Source organism: Streptomyces sp. NPDC051207 (assembly GCF_040682395.1).
In the GTDB taxonomy this organism is placed as follows: Bacteria; Actinomycetota; Actinomycetes; order Streptomycetales; family Streptomycetaceae; genus Streptomyces.
On sequence record NZ_JBFBAX010000001.1, the window covers coordinates 45,522 to 59,399 of the forward strand.

Below are 13,878 nucleotides of genomic sequence, written 5' to 3' on the forward strand. Positions count from 1 at the left end.
GGCGGAGGCAGGACGGGTGGCTTTCGGCCTGCCCGGTCCTGTTCTCCCGATCCCGGTTGGCGTGCGCGTGACATGTGCCAGGAGGAGGGATGTGAGGATGCTGAACGGCGCGGGCGGCGGCCCGTGCCTGCCGGGAGAGCACTTGGCGGGACCGGGTCGGAGCACCACTCCCGGTCCCGCCCGTCCGCACCCTGCCGGCGAACGTCCTTCGGCCGCGCGCCTACCGCCCGGCCACCTTGCGGGTCGCGCGCAGCCACTCCTTGTTCATGCTCGTGATGGACGTCAGCGGGATGCCCTTGGGGCAGGCGGTGGCGCACTCGCCGATCAGGGTGCAGCCGCCGAAGCCCTCGTCGTCCATCCGGGCCACCATGTCCAGCACGCGGGTCTCCCGCTCGGGGGCGCCCTGCGGCAGCGCGTTGAGATGGTTGATCTTCGCGGAGGTGAACAGCATCGCCGCGCCGTTGGGGCAGGCCGCGACGCAGGCGCCGCAGCCGATGCACTCGGCGTGCTCGAACGCGAACTCGGCGTCCGGCTTGGGCACGGGTGTGGCGTGGGCCTCGGGCGCGGAGCCGGTGGGGGCGGTGATGTAGCCGCCGGCCTGGATGATGCGGTCGAAGGCCGACCGGTCGACGACGAGGTCCTTCACGACCGGGAAGGCCGCGGCCCGCCACGGCTCGATGTCGATGGTGTCGCCGTCCTGGAAGGACCGCATGTGCAGCTGGCAGGTGGTGGTGCGCTCCGGGCCGTGCGCGTCGCCGTTGATGACGAGCGAGCAGGCGCCGCAGATGCCCTCGCGGCAGTCGTGGTCGAAGGCGACCGGGTCCTCGCCCTTGAGGAGGAGTTCCTCGTTGAGGGTGTCCAGCATGTCGAGGAAGGACATGTCCGGGGAGACGCCGTCCACCTCGTACGTGGTCATGGTGCCTTCGGCGTCGGCGTTCTTCTGCCGCCAGACGCGCAGGGTGAGCCTCATGCGTAGCTCCGCTGGGTGGGGTGGACGTACTCGAAGACCAGGTCTTCCTTGTGCAGGACGGGCGCCCGTCCGGTGCCGGTGAACTCCCAGGCGGCCACGTAGGCGAACTCGTCGTCCTTGCGGGCGGCCTCGCCGTCCGGGGTCTGCGACTCCTCCCGGAAGTGGCCGCCGCAGGACTCGGCGCGGTGCAGCGCGTCGAGGCACATCAGCTCGGCGAGCTCCAGGTAGTCGACGACGCGGTTGGCCTTCTCCAGGGACTGGTTGAACTCCTCGCCGGTGCCGGGGACCTTGATGCGCCGCCAGAACTCCTCGCGGATCTGCGGGATGCGCTCCAGGGCCTTGCGCAGTCCGGAGTCGCTGCGGGCCATGCCGCAGAACTCCCACAGGAGGTCGCCGAGTTCGCGGTGGAAGGAGTCCGGGGTGCGGTCGCCGTCGACGGACAGCAGCAGATTGAGCCGGTCCTCGGTCTCGGCCACCGCTTCCCCCACCACGGGGTGGTCCGGGGTGACGTGGTCCTTGGGCGGGTTGCGGGCCAGGTAGTCGTTGAGGGTGGCGGGCAGCACGAAGTAGCCGTCGGCGAGGCCCTGCATGAGGGCGGAGGCGCCGAGCCGGTTCGCGCCGTGGTCGGAGAAGTTGGCCTCGCCGATCGCGAAGAGGCCGGGGATCGTGGTCTGGAGGTCGTAGTCGACCCACAGGCCGCCCATCGTGTAGTGCACGGCGGGGTAGATCCGCATCGGCACCTCGTACGGGTCCTCGTCGGTGATCCGCCGGTACATGTCGAAGAGGTTGCCGTACCTGGCCTCCACGGCCTTGCGGCCCATGCGGCGGACGGCGTCGGCGAAGTCCAGGTAGACGCCCTGGCCGCCGGGGCCGACGCCGCGGCCCTCGTCGCAGACGTTCTTCGCGGCGCGGGAGGCGATGTCGCGGGGCACGAGGTTGCCGAAGGACGGGTAGATGCGCTCCAGGTAGTAGTCGCGCTCGTCCTCGGGGATCTCGTTCGGCGGCCGGGTGTCGCCCTTGGCCTTCGGCACCCAGATCCGGCCGTCGTTGCGCAGCGACTCGCTCATCAGCGTCAGCTTCGACTGGTGGTCGCCGGTGCGCGGGATGCATGTGGGGTGGATCTGCGTGAAGCAGGGGTTGGCGAAGTGCGCGCCGCGCCGGTGCGCCCGCCACACGGCGGTCGCGTTGGAGTTCATGGCGTTGGTCGACAGGTGGAAGACGTTGCCGTAGCCGCCGGACGCCAGGACGACGGCATCCGCGAAGTACGTCGAGATCTTCCCGGTGATCAGGTCGCGGGCCACGATGCCGCGGGCCCGGCCGCCGGCCACGATCAGGTCGAGCATCTCGGTGCGCGGGTGCATCTCGATGTTCCCGGCGGCGATCTGCCGCGACATCGCCTGGTAGGCGCCGAGCAGCAGCTGCTGGCCCGTCTGGCCGCGGGCGTAGAACGTCCGGGAGACCTGGACGCCGCCGAAGGAGCGGGTGTCGAGCAGGCCGCCGTACTCGCGGGCGAACGGCACGCCCTGTGCCACGCACTGGTCGATGATCTCGACGGAGATCTGCGCGAGCCGGTGCACGTTGGACTCGCGGGCCCGGAAGTCGCCGCCCTTGACGGTGTCGTAGAACAGCCGGTGCACGGAGTCGCCGTCGTTGCGGTAGTTCTTCGCGGCGTTGATGCCTCCTTGCGCGGCGATGGAGTGGGCGCGGCGCGGGGAGTCCTGGTAGCAGAACTGGACGACCTTGTAGCCCTGTTCGGCGAGGGTGGCGCCGGCCGAGCCGCCCGCGAGGCCGGTGCCGACGACGATCACCGTGTGCTTGCGGCGGTTGGCGGGGTTGACGAGCCCGGCCTCGAAGCGGCGCTTGTCCCAGCGCTCGTGGACCGGGCCGGCCGGGGCCTTGGTGTCGGCGAGCGGCTCGCCCGTCGTGTAGTGCGGGTAGTCGGTCATGTCAGCTCACCACTCCGGTCATGACGGCCACGGGTACGGCGACGAAGCCGGCCGTGAGGGTCAGTGCGAGGACGTCGGCGGCGGCCTTCAGGGCGCGGTCGCGGGTGCGGCTGCCGACGCCGAGGCTCTGGGCGGCGCTCCAGAAGCCGTGCCGGATGTGCAGGCCGAGGGCGAGCATGGCGACGATGTAGATGACGTTGCCGTACCAGGTGGAGAAGGTGTCCACGACGTTCTGGTAGGGCTTGCCGGACTCGAAGCCGCCGGAGTGCACGGTGCCGGTGGTCAGGTCCAGGATGTGCCAGACGACGTACAGGCCGAGGATGACCCCGCCCCAGCGCATGGTGCGCGTCGCGTAGCTCGCCCGGGGTTTCCTGTGGACGTACTTGCTGGGCCGGGCCCGCATGTCGCGGCGGCTGAGCTGGTAGGCGGACACGGCGTGCGCGACCACCGCGACGACCAGGACGACGCGGATCAGCCACAGCGTCCAGCCGTAGTGCATGAAGGGCTCGCCCAGGGTGCGCAGCCAGTGCGCGTAGTGGTTGAACTCGCCGGGCCCGAAGAAAATCTTCAGGTTGCCGAGCATGTGAAGGACCAGGTAGGACAGCATGATCAGGCCGCTGACCGCCATCACTGCCTTCTTGCCGACGGTCGAGTCCCACACGGTGCGTGCCAGGGACGGCCGTCGGTCCGTCCGCGTTGCCAGAGCCATGCCACCGAAGGTAGGGCGCCGGACGTTCATCGGTCCAAGGCATGACCGGCCTTGAATCGATAGGGCGTGCCTATGATGGCCGGGTGCAGTTCCATCAGCTCCAGTACTTCGTGGCCGTCGCCGAGACCCGGCACTTCACCCGGGCCGCCGAACTGGTCCACGTCGCGCAGCCGTCGCTGTCCCAGCAGATCAAGGCGCTGGAGCGGGAGCTGGGCGCGGACCTGTTCCTGCGGGCGCGCGGCAACATCACGCTGACCGACGCCGGTGAGGCGCTGCTGCCGCTGGCCCGGCGCATCCTCGCCGACGCGGACACCGCCCGGCACGAGGTGCTGGAGGTGGTGCAGCTGCGGCGCGGGCGGGTGCGGCTGGGCGCGACGCCGAGCCTGTGCACGGGCCTACTGCCGGACGTGCTGCGCGCCTTCCACGACCGCTATCCCGGCGTGCGGCTGCTGATCGAGGAGGGCGGCTCGCACGACCTGGTGCGGGAGCTGGCCCGCGGCGCGCTCGACCTGGCGCTGGTGGTGCTGCCGCTGCCCGGCCCGTCGCCCGCGCTGACGACGGTGGACCTGCTGCGCGAGGACCTGGTGGTGGTGTCGTCGCCCGAGGCGCCCCGGCCGGGCGGCGGCCGGCGGGCGGTGCGGATCGCCGACCTGGAGGGCGAGCGGCTGGTGATGTTCCGGCACGGCTACGACCTGCGGGAGCTGACGGTCGCGGCGTGCCGCTCCGCCGGGTTCGAGCCGGACTTCGCGGTGGAGGGCGGCGAGATGGACGCCGTGCTGGGGTTCGTACGGGCCGGGCTCGGGGTGGCGGTCGTGCCGCGGATGGTGGCGGCGCGGTCCGGGTCCGGGCTGCGGGTGACGCCGCTGGCCCGGCCCGGGCTGCACCGCACGATCGCGCTGGCGCACCGCAGTGACGTGGCGCCGCCGCGGGCTGCGCGGGAGTTGCAGCGCATGCTGCTGGAAAGGTGACCGACGTTGCCCCTCCCGCGTGCGTCGTTGTGCGTTGCGGTGTGCCCGGGGCGCGGGTTGTCCGTGGTTGCTCGCGCGGTTCCCCGCGCCCCTGCGGGGCGCTTTCGCTCAGCCTGTCGCGTCCACCAGGGCCAGTTCGTGGAGGCGTTCCGGGGGGCCCGGCCGTGCGTAGTACCAGCCCTGGGCCGTGTCGCAGCCCAGGATGCGCAGTTGCTCGGCCTGGGCGCCGGTCTCCACGCCCTCGACCGTGACCGTGAGGTCCAGGCTGTGCGCGAGGGAGACGATGCCCTCGACGATCTTCAGGTCGACGGGGTCGGCCGGGAACTGCTGCATGCTCCGGGTGAACGAGCGGTCCAGCTTGAGGACGCTCACCGGCAGGCGGCGCAGGTTGGCGAGGTTGGAGTAGCCGGTGCCGAAGTCGTCCAGCGCGATGTCGACGCCCATCTCCGCGAGCCGGCGCAGCGGCTTGAGCAGGCCGTCGTCCGCGCCGATCAGCGCCGACTCCGTCACCTCGAGGCACAGCACGTCGGGCTCGACGCCCGCGCGCTCCAGGATGTCCACGGTGTCCTGGACGAGACCGGGATGGTTGAGCTGGCAGGGCGAGAGGTTGACGTTGATGCGCATCGGCCCCGCGTCGACGTGCTTCTCCCGCCAGGTGCGGGCCTGCCGCACCGACTGCTCCAGCACCCAGCGGCCGAGTGGCACGATCAGCCCGGTGTGCTCGGCGAGCGGGATGAACCGGTCCGGGCCCAGCACGCCGTGCTGCGGGTGCAGCCAGCGCACCAGCGCCTCCGCGCCGCGCACGCTGCCGTCACCGAGGCGCACCAGCGGCTGGTACTCGATGAAGAACTCGCCGCGCTCCAGGGCGGCGGGCAGCGCCGTGGTGAGACCGTGCCGGGTGATGACGCGGGCGTCCGCCTCCGGGTCGGCGAGCTCGTAGCGGTTGCCGCCCGCCGACTTCGCCCGGTACATGGTGATGTCGGCGCTGCGCAGCACTTCCGCCGGGCTGCGCTCCCCGGCCGGGCCCTCCACGATGCCGATGCTGCCGCGCACGGTCAGCTCCCGGCCGTCGACGCTGACCGGGGCGAGCAGCGCGTTCATGATGCGTTCGGCGAGCTCGTCGACCCCGCGCCGGGTGTCGGGGCCGGTGGTCAGCGCCACGAACTCGTCGCCGCCGAGCCGGGCGACCATCTCGCCGGGCGCGGTCGCGCAGGCCTGCAGCCGGTCGGCGACCTCCACGAGCAGCCGGTCGCCGACCGCGTGGCCGAGGCTGTCGTTGATCGCCTTGAAACCGTCCAGGTCGAGGTAGCACAGCCCGAAGCGCTGCCCCTCGCCCGCGTTGAGCGCCTTCTCCAGGCGCTCGAAGAAGAAGGTGCGGTTGGGCAGGCCGGTGAGCGCGTCGTGCGTGGCCTCGTAGCGCAGCCGCAGGTTGAGCAGCCGCCGCTCGGTGGTGTCCTCCATGAGGGCGAGCTGGTACTGCGGCACGCCGTCCGGGTCGCGCAGCAGGGACACGGTCAGGTTGGTCCACAGGACGGTGCCGTCGGGACGGTAGAAGGCCTTTTCGACGTGGTAGTGCTCACGCTCGCCGCGGATCAGCTCGTCGTACAGCCTCCAGATGTGCGGCGCGTCCTCGGGGTGCGTCCAGTCCATGACCTTCTGGCCGCGCAGGGTCTGGTCGGACACCCCGAACATGCGCACCAGCGCGCCGTTGACCTGGAGCACGGTGCCGTCCAGGTCGGCGATGCCGATCCCTATGGCGGCGCCCTCGAAGACGGCGCGGAAGCGGGCCTCGCTGGCGTGCAGGGCCTGCGCGACGACGCCCTGCGCCACCAGCGCGGCCTGCGCGATGGACTCCTGCTCCGACAGGGTGCGTTCCCTGAGGGCCTGCGCGAACCCGGCGGCCATGGCGTGCTGCAGCCGCGCCGAACGCGCCCGCAGGTCCTCCTGGTCGCCGTCCTGGCCGCAGTACAGCACCAGGTAGGCGTCCACGCAGTCCAGTGTGCGGCTGAGCGCCTCGGGGTCGGTGCAGTGCGCCCGGACGAGCGCGGCGCCCACGGCCCGGCCCTCGGCCGCGTCGAACACGCGTGACCTGAGGGCCTCGCTCAACCGCCGGGCCAGCGGCACCAGTTGCTTTTCGAACTCCGGCCGGGTCGCCGACGTCGAGGTCACCGGGAACACCGCCCGGCTCCAGATCGTCGCGAACCGGCGCAGTCTGTCCTCCGGCCCGTCCGGCTCCGTATCCGCGCTCACGCCCGCCGCCCCACGCCCGCGAAGCCCGCGAAGGCGTACGGGTCCTCGTCCTCCGGCGAGGTGTCGGGCCGCCAGTGCGGCATCGGCACCAGTCCGGGTTCCACCATGTCATACCCCTCGAAGAACCGCGCGATCTCCTCGCGCGGGCGCATGATCAGCGGGTTGCGGATGTTCTCGTACACGCCCACCACGCCCCCGACCCGCTCGGGCGGCAGCGGGACTCCCTCGTACGAGGCATGCGTGAGGACGAGCAGGCTGCCGGGTGCGAGCGCGTCACGCAACTCGGCCACCGCAGCGTACGGGTCGTCCGCGTCTTCCACGAAGTGCAGTATGGCAACGAGGAGCAGGGCCACCGGCCGATTCGGGTCGATGAGCTCCTCGAACTGCGGGCTCGTCAGGATGTCGTAGGGCTTGCGCAGGTCGGCCGCGACCACGTCCGCGGTCTCGTTGCCCGCCAGGACCGCCTGGCTGTGCGCCACCGCCACCGGGTCGTGGTCCACGTAGACGACGTGCGCGCCGGGGTGGGCGTCCTGCGCCACCTCGTGCACGTTCCCGAAGGTCGGTATGCCGGATCCGATGTCCAGGAACTGGGTGATTCCCTCATCCACCGCGAAACGGACGGCCCGGCGCAGGAACGCCCGGTTCGCCTGCATGATCTTGGGAAGTCCCGGCATGAACTCCAGGGCCCTGCGGGCCGCTTCCCGGTCGACCTCGAAGTTGTGCGAACCGCCCAGGTAGTAGTCGTAGATCCGGGAAACGCTCGGCACCGAGATGTCGATGCTCCGTGGGGCCCAGGCGGGACGCTCCATCAATCTCTCCAGGGGCTTGGCGATCCGGTGTTCGAGCAGAGGCTACTGATCGCCCGCCAAAGGAGCGAGCAGAACCGGAAATTGACCATCCGTTACCGGTCACTGCCTGCGGGACGTGCCAAATGATCTATGGACGGCCTCGTTCGAAAACGCTACGAGAAGCAGCGGCCCGGCTCCCCGTCCGCACCACGCAAACCGGTACGTCCCTTCCCCACGGCGTGGAAGGGACGTACCGGAATACGCGTCGTCGGGCGGTTACGTCCGGGGGGCGCCGACCGGCTTTCCGTCGGGGGAGACGGCGTACCAGGTGCCGCCGACGCCCTGGCCGTTGGTGTCGCCCGGTTTCTCGTCGCCGGCGAAGGTGTGGATCGGCCAGCAGTCGACCGTCTGCTGCCCGGCCCCGTCGGGGCGGGTGAAGCTCATCAGCCCCTCCTTGTCGAGGCCTTTGGTGTCCTTGGCGTCGACGGGGCTGACGACCGGCCACTTGTCGAGGCACGCCCCCGTGCACGCGGAGACGGGTTTCGGCCAGGCTTCGTCCTTCAGGAAGCGGTAGACGGTCATGCCGTTGCTGTCGACGACGATCTCGCCCAGCTCCGGGTCCCGGCGGGTGGACAGGCCGGGCAGCCCGGCCGGCTGCGCCTTCTCGCCGTCGGGGGCCAGCGCGAACCACGTGCCGCCGACGCCCTGCCCCTTCACGTCACCGGCGTTGACGTCCTTGACGTAGCGGTACGCCGGCCACCCTGCGACGGTCAGCTGCCGGGTGCCGTCGGAGCGGGTGACCTCGCCGAGCAGCGCCTCGTCGACGCCCTCGCCGGCCTCGGCGTCGTCCGCGGGCACCGGGGGCCACGTCTCGGCGCAGTCGCCCTCGCAGTTCGACACGGGAGGCCGGGGCGTGTCCTGGTCGAACCGGTACAGGGTGCGGCCGGCACCGTCGGTCATCACCGTGCCGAGTCCGGTGCCGGTGGCGACGGACAGCCTGCCCGCGGGGTCGCCGGTCGCGCTCGGGGCGGCCCGTCCGGCGCCGGCCAGGCCCTCGCCGGTGCCGCCGTAGTCGCCGGCCGAGGCCGTGGCAGCGACGTTCCGGCCGTTCGCCGAGCCGCCGTCCTGACCGCACGCCGTCGTCAGCGCCAGCACCGCCGCGGCGCCCGCCACGAGTGAGGCGCTCCGCCAGGAGGTCTTCATCATCAACTCTCCAAGTCCCTACAGGTGGTGCGGCGCCCTGCTGGGCCGTCGCACGACAGGGGGTACGCGGGCGGGTGCGGCCGGCGTTCAATCCGCCCGCGTATTTCTTTCCCGGGGGTGGGGGCACGCACCGCGGGACGGCGGGGGCCGGGGCGGTCGTCGCACCGCACGGCTCGTCACCCGTTCGGAGTAATCCCGGGGTGCGGTGGCGTGGTGTGCCCCGGCGTTGACCATGATCTCCGGCGTGCGAGAACCCTTACCGTCCTCATCCGCCCGCCCGGCAAGGGCGTTGGCGCTGCTGGCCCTGGCGTGGTCGCTGTTCGGCGCACCGGCCGGCGCGGCGGTCGCCGATGCGTGCGCCTATGTCTCCATCGGGCCGGGCGGCACGACGACGGTGGCGGTCGCCGGGAGCGGCTCCTGGCCCACGTTCCCGCCCTGCCCGAAGCCCTCGCCACCCCCGAAGCCGACACCCACGCCCACCCCCCCACCGCCGCCTCCGCCACCGCCGAAGCCCACGCCCACGCCGACCCCGCCGCCTCCGCCACCGCCGAAGCCCACGTCGACGCCGACGCCGACGCCGACGCCATCGATGCCCGAGCCGACCCCGCCACCGACGCCCGAGCCGCCTCCGCCGCCGCGCCCGGCGCCGCCGCAGGCGCGCCCGGCACCCACGCCGCCGCCCCCGCCGGCTCCCAAGCCGCCGCCGTCGGCCGAGCCCGTCCCCGGCCCCTCCCTGACCCCGGTGCACTACCCGCGCCACCGCGCCGCCGCGCAGCGCGGGCGACCGGTGCGCGACGCGCCGTCGCCCCTCACCTTCGTCCTGCTCGTCACGGTGCCCGCGGTGATCGCCGTCGTCGCACTGCGGCCCCGCTGACCTCTGGAGGCTCCCCTTGCCGGAATGGCTTGTTCTCACCCTCGCGATGCTCGCCGCCGGTGCCGTGGTGGTCGCCATCACCGTCGTACGGCACCGCCGGGCGTCCGAGGACGAGGACCCCAGCGAGACTCCGGACGTCATCGAGTACATGACGATGTGGATCGGCGTGGTGTACGCCATTGTCCTGGGCCTCGCCATCGCCGGGGTCTGGGAGGCCCGGAGCGCGGCCCACGAGCACGTGCGGGCGGAGGCCGTCGCGCTGCACGAGATCTCCCAGCGGGTCCGGGTGTATCCGCCCGACGTCCGCGACCGCATTCGGGAGGATGTCAACGCCTATGTCGGACACGTCGTCACCACCGAGTGGCGGGAGATGGCCGACCACGACCGCGTCACCGGCCGCGGCACCGAACTGCTGGAGCGGATCCGCGCGGACGTCACCGACTACGAGCCGCGCTCCGACTTCGAGGCGCAGGCCTACCAGCCGCTCGTCGACCAGGTGGCCGCCGCGGACCAGGCGCGCAGCGCCCGCGCGGAGGCGACCGGGGCGACCATGCCGGGCGTGGTGTGGTTCGGGCTGATCACCGGGGCGGTGGCGACCATCGGCATGGTGTTCGCGCTGCAGATCAGGCGTACCGCGCGCGAATTGGTCCTCGCCGGGCTGTTCTCCGCGCTGATCGCCTTCCTGCTCTTCCTGATCTGGGATTTCGACGCGCCCTACAGCCGGGGGGTCGCCGCCTCGACGGAGCCGTTCCTGCGCTTCTTCCCGCACGCCGGGAAGTGACCCGCGGCGGGCCGCTCGGGCAAGGGCGACACGCGCGCCGCCCCCTGAGCGGCCCACAGGGTTGCCCCGTTCGCCCGACACGGATCGCGCTCTCGTTCGCATATTCCTAGCGTTTCACTCATCGAGGTGCATTTCCGATGCGAGCGGAACTGGTCCGCAGCTGCTCCTCGGGGACCCGGAGGATTCACATGCGCGCGATACGCGTCGCTTCGGCCGCGTTGCTGGGCGTCGGCGCCCTCGCCGTGACCGTGCCGTCGGCCGCTGCCTACGGGCAGGAGGACATCACCCCGTTCGGCTTCAGTGTCCTGCCCTCCACGAGCGCGGCCGGCGGTCGGGTCAGCCTGCGGGTGGACCGGGACGACGGCGGCTGCGCGGGTCCCGCGACGGTGACCTCGGCGGTGTTCGACGCCGTGACCATCCCGCGGCACCGGTCGACGGCGACGACGAAGGTCGACCGGGACGCCAAGCCGGGTGCGGTCTACCAGGTGACGTTCACGTGCGACGGCGCGAGCGGGTCGACGAGCCTGACGATCGCCGGTGGCCGCCCGGAGCCCACGCATCGCCCTGACCCGCCGCACCGGGTACCGTCCCACGGCGTGCGCGCCGGCGGGGGCGGCAGCTTCGCCGGCCTGGAACTCAAGGAGATCGGGCTCGGCGCCGCCCTGATCATGGGGTCGATCGGAGCGGCGTACCACCTGTCGCGCCGCCGCGGCGGCGAGGACGGCGCCTGACGACACGCAGAGAACCCCTGCGGCCACACGGCCCGGCCACAGGACTTCGCCCCGGAATCCGTGCGGATCTCCGGGGCGGAGCCTTGCCGACGTGTGCCGACGTGCATCGGTCCGAAGGGGGCGGATCGTGTGATCCGAAGGGGGCGGGCCGGGGCCGGACGGGAGCGTCCGGCCGGTGCGGTCAGATCTGCTTCTCGGCCCGGCGGCGCATCCAGAACACCCCGCCGCCGACGGCTGCCGCCGCCACCAGTGCGCCGCCGATGGCCATGTCGGTCGGTGTCGCCCCGGAGGAGCTGCTGCCGCCGAGACCGCCGCGGACACCGCCGATGACGGTGAAGGCCGCCGGGCGGGTCAGGGTCTTGCCGCCGCAGTGGACGGTGATGTCGTACGCGCCCGGGCGGGCGTGGCGGTTGATGGTGGCGGTGCCCTTGGCGCTCTCCCTGCTCGAGCCGGAAATCGCCGTCAGGGTGGTCTGGGGGAACGCGTTGGACGTCATGTGGCCGCCGGTCCTGCAGCCGTCGACCGTCACGGTCAGCTGGCCGCCGCGGGCGATGACGCTGGGCAGGGCGACGATGTTGCTCGGGGTGTCCCAGGCGACGGCCGCGGGGGCGGCGAGCCCCACGGCGGCGACGGCCGCGGCAGACACCGCCAGGGCACGAGAGTTACGCATGTGATCCTCCGCGGAAGGCGCCCCGGGAACCCGTCCCCGGAGAATCGGCGAGAAAGCGCCTCCCAGAAAGACCCTCAGTTGCCTTGCGTGGGCCCGCATTTCGGGAATGGTCCGTCCTGGTGAGCGGACACGCCGGGCCATATCCGCAAGGGGAGATATCGCCGCAGGTCACGGACTGACGGAGGAATTCGGCGGACGGCGACTCGGATGGCGCACCACACCGTGCCCGGCCACCCGTTCGCCACTGCCCCGTCGCCGGTTCTCCGCACGGCGCTTAGCGTTTTCGTATGCGCGAATTGACGCGGCGACGGCCGTGTCGAGAGGGGATGTCCCATGCATGAGTCCGAGCTGGCCGAAGAGGAGGAGCGGCGGAGGAAGCGGGCCCCGTGGGGCGTGATAGCGCTTGTTCTGCTGACGGGCCTCGCACTCATTCGGAATGGTTCGGGGGAATTCGACGTGGGTCCGCCGCAGCCCGCCTCGGCGGCGGCGACGGACGGCCGGGTGCCCGGCGGGACCTTCGCCAGGTCCCCCCGGGCCCCGCTGCCGTACTCCGTGCCCGACCGGGTGAGGATCCCTGCCATCCAGGTCGACGCGCCGATGATGCCGGTGGGTCTGGACGCGGAGGGCTGGGTGGACGCGCCGCCCCCCGAGGACCCGAACCTGGCCGGCTGGTTCACCGGCGCGGTCTCCCCCGGCGAGAAGGGCACCGCCGTCGTCGTCGGGCACGTCGACAATGAGCAGGGCCCCGCCGTGTTCTACGGGCTCGGCGCCCTGAAGCAGGGGCACCGCGTGGAGGTCTCCCGCCAGGACGGGAAGACGGCCGTCTTCGAGATCTACGGCATCGAGGTCTTCTCGAAGAACGACTTCCCCGGCGACCGCGTCTACAGCTCCAAGGGCACCGCGGACTGCGGGTCATCACCTGCGGCGGCGGCTTCTCGAAGCAGAACGGCTACGAGGGCAACGTCGTCGCCTTCGCCCGCCTGGTCGAGGCCCGCTGAGCGGTTCCCCGGCCGGGCGGGCGCGGCCCGTCAGGTGTACTGCCGTCGGGGAACGGTCACGTGGTAGCCCGAGTCGAGCAGTTCGGGAAGGTAGGCGCGCAGCGCCCTGACACTCTGGGAGCGGTCGCCCCCGGCGTCGTGCGAGAGCACCACGACGCCGGGGGCGGCGCCCTTCTCGACCCGGCGGGTGATGCTGCGGACGCCCGGCGTGGTCCAGTCCAGGGTGTCGACGGTCCAGGCGAGCGGTTCCATGCCGAGGTCGGCGCCGATCTGGAAGGTGGCCCGGTTCCAGGCGCCGTAAGGCGCACGGAACCACTGGGGGGGCTCTCCGTACACCTCCTCGATGACGTCGCTGGTGCGTTCCAGCTGGGAGCGGATCCGGGAACGGGTGAGCCGGGTCAGCAACGGGTGGGACCAGGTGTGGTTGCCGACCACGTGCCCCTCGTCGGCCATGCGGGACACCAGGTCCCGGTGGGCGTCGGCCATCTCCCCGCACACGAAGAACATGGCGCGCACGTCGTGCTTGGCCAGGGTGTCGAGGATGTCCGGGGTGTAGCGCGGGTCGGGTCCGTCGTCGAAGGTCAGCACCATGGTGCGGCCCCGCCCGGACACGCGCAGCAGGGGCTTGCGGCGCACCGGGGTCCGGCCGGGCGTGACGCGCCGCGGCCCGTAGCCGGTCAGGGGCTCGAGCCGGTAGGCGGAGGAGGTGAGCGGGCGCCGCGCCCGGGGGCCCGGCGCGGGGACGGGGGCGGGGAGTTCCGGTTCGCTCCCGGTGAGCGCCGCGAACACGCCGGCGGTGCCGGCCGCCCCCAGCGCGCCGGCGCAGCCGAGCAGCGCCCGGCGCCGCGTGAGCAACTGATCCTTCTTCATGACTCATCAGTCGCCCGTCGCGGCACCGGCGCACGCCGGTGACACCGGTCCGGCGGCATGATTCCACCCGCACGGCCGAGCCCCGGCGGCGCCGCACCCGCCGACGGGGCCCGGCGACCG

The 13,878-nt window shown here is 72.3% G+C and carries 13 protein-coding genes and 1 pseudogene; 5 read left to right on the forward strand and 9 right to left on the reverse strand.

The window, feature by feature from the left end:
• Nucleotides 1-220: 220 nt before the first annotated feature.
• From AB0M97_RS00225 to AB0M97_RS00235, 3 genes are read right to left on the reverse strand one after another with little or no spacing between them, the layout of a single operon-like run.
• Nucleotides 221-970: a succinate dehydrogenase/fumarate reductase iron-sulfur subunit gene (locus AB0M97_RS00225; protein WP_365958380.1), complete on the reverse strand. Its 750-nt coding sequence runs from the start codon at nt 968-970 to the stop codon at nt 221-223.
• On the reverse strand, nt 967-2,916 hold the full coding sequence (locus AB0M97_RS00230; RefSeq protein WP_365958381.1) for a fumarate reductase/succinate dehydrogenase flavoprotein subunit: 1,950 nt from the start codon (nt 2,914-2,916) through the stop codon (nt 967-969). The genes AB0M97_RS00225 and AB0M97_RS00230 overlap by 4 nt, the downstream gene beginning before the upstream one ends.
• Before the next feature lies 1 nt (nt 2,917).
• Complete coding sequence (locus AB0M97_RS00235; RefSeq protein WP_365958382.1) at nt 2,918-3,625, reverse strand: succinate dehydrogenase; 708 nt, start codon at nt 3,623-3,625, stop codon at nt 2,918-2,920.
• An 83-nt stretch (nt 3,626-3,708) separates the two neighbouring features.
• On the opposite strand from AB0M97_RS00235, the gene AB0M97_RS00240 reads away from it, so the two are divergent.
• Entirely contained in the window at nt 3,709-4,593 is an 885-nt protein-coding gene (locus AB0M97_RS00240) for a LysR substrate-binding domain-containing protein (RefSeq protein ID WP_365958383.1), read from the forward strand.
• 108 nt (nt 4,594-4,701) lie between these two features.
• On the opposite strand, the gene AB0M97_RS00245 is transcribed toward AB0M97_RS00240, so the two are convergent.
• The 4 genes from AB0M97_RS00245 to AB0M97_RS00260 form a co-directional block, all read right to left on the reverse strand.
• On the reverse strand, nt 4,702-6,843 hold the full coding sequence (locus AB0M97_RS00245) for an EAL domain-containing protein (protein ID WP_365958384.1): 2,142 nt from the start codon (nt 6,841-6,843) through the stop codon (nt 4,702-4,704).
• The gene (locus AB0M97_RS00250; RefSeq protein ID WP_365958385.1) at nt 6,840-7,652 is read right to left on the reverse strand and encodes an SAM-dependent methyltransferase; all 813 of its coding nucleotides are present in this window, start codon (nt 7,650-7,652) and stop codon (nt 6,840-6,842) included. The genes AB0M97_RS00245 and AB0M97_RS00250 overlap by 4 nt, the downstream gene beginning before the upstream one ends.
• A gap of 255 nt (nt 7,653-7,907) precedes the next feature.
• On the reverse strand, nt 7,908-8,834 hold the full coding sequence (locus tag AB0M97_RS00255) for an SCO0930 family lipoprotein (RefSeq protein ID WP_365958687.1): 927 nt from the start codon (nt 8,832-8,834) through the stop codon (nt 7,908-7,910).
• Between the two features lie 360 nt (nt 8,835-9,194).
• Nucleotides 9,195-9,506, reverse strand: a complete 312-nt coding sequence (locus AB0M97_RS00260) for a hypothetical protein (protein WP_365958386.1) — start codon at nt 9,504-9,506, stop codon at nt 9,195-9,197.
• A gap of 70 nt (nt 9,507-9,576) precedes the next feature.
• Between AB0M97_RS00260 and AB0M97_RS00265 the strand changes: the two genes are divergently transcribed.
• The 3 genes from AB0M97_RS00265 (at nt 9,577) to AB0M97_RS00275 (ending at nt 11,220) form a co-directional block, all read left to right on the forward strand.
• On the forward strand, nt 9,577-9,708 hold the full coding sequence (locus AB0M97_RS00265) for a hypothetical protein (protein WP_365958387.1): 132 nt from the start codon (nt 9,577-9,579) through the stop codon (nt 9,706-9,708).
• A gap of 16 nt (nt 9,709-9,724) precedes the next feature.
• A complete protein-coding gene (locus AB0M97_RS00270) occupies nt 9,725-10,489 on the forward strand; it encodes a hypothetical protein (RefSeq protein WP_365958388.1) in 765 nt (254 codons plus the stop codon).
• 188 nt (nt 10,490-10,677) lie between these two features.
• The gene (locus AB0M97_RS00275; protein ID WP_365958389.1) at nt 10,678-11,220 is read left to right on the forward strand and encodes a hypothetical protein; all 543 of its coding nucleotides are present in this window, start codon (nt 10,678-10,680) and stop codon (nt 11,218-11,220) included.
• A 181-nt stretch (nt 11,221-11,401) separates the two neighbouring features.
• Here AB0M97_RS00275 and AB0M97_RS00280 read toward each other — a convergent pair whose 3' ends face one another.
• The gene (locus AB0M97_RS00280) at nt 11,402-11,890 is read right to left on the reverse strand and encodes a hypothetical protein (RefSeq protein WP_365958390.1); all 489 of its coding nucleotides are present in this window, start codon (nt 11,888-11,890) and stop codon (nt 11,402-11,404) included.
• 333 nt (nt 11,891-12,223) lie between these two features.
• On the opposite strand from AB0M97_RS00280, the pseudogene AB0M97_RS00285 reads away from it, so the two are divergent.
• Nucleotides 12,224-12,888, forward strand: a pseudogene (locus tag AB0M97_RS00285) (class F sortase).
• Between the two features lie 30 nt (nt 12,889-12,918).
• Here the strand turns inward: AB0M97_RS00285 and AB0M97_RS00290 are convergent.
• Nucleotides 12,919-13,758, reverse strand: a complete 840-nt coding sequence (locus tag AB0M97_RS00290; RefSeq protein WP_365958391.1) for a polysaccharide deacetylase family protein — start codon at nt 13,756-13,758, stop codon at nt 12,919-12,921.
• Nucleotides 13,759-13,878: the final 120 nt, after the last annotated feature.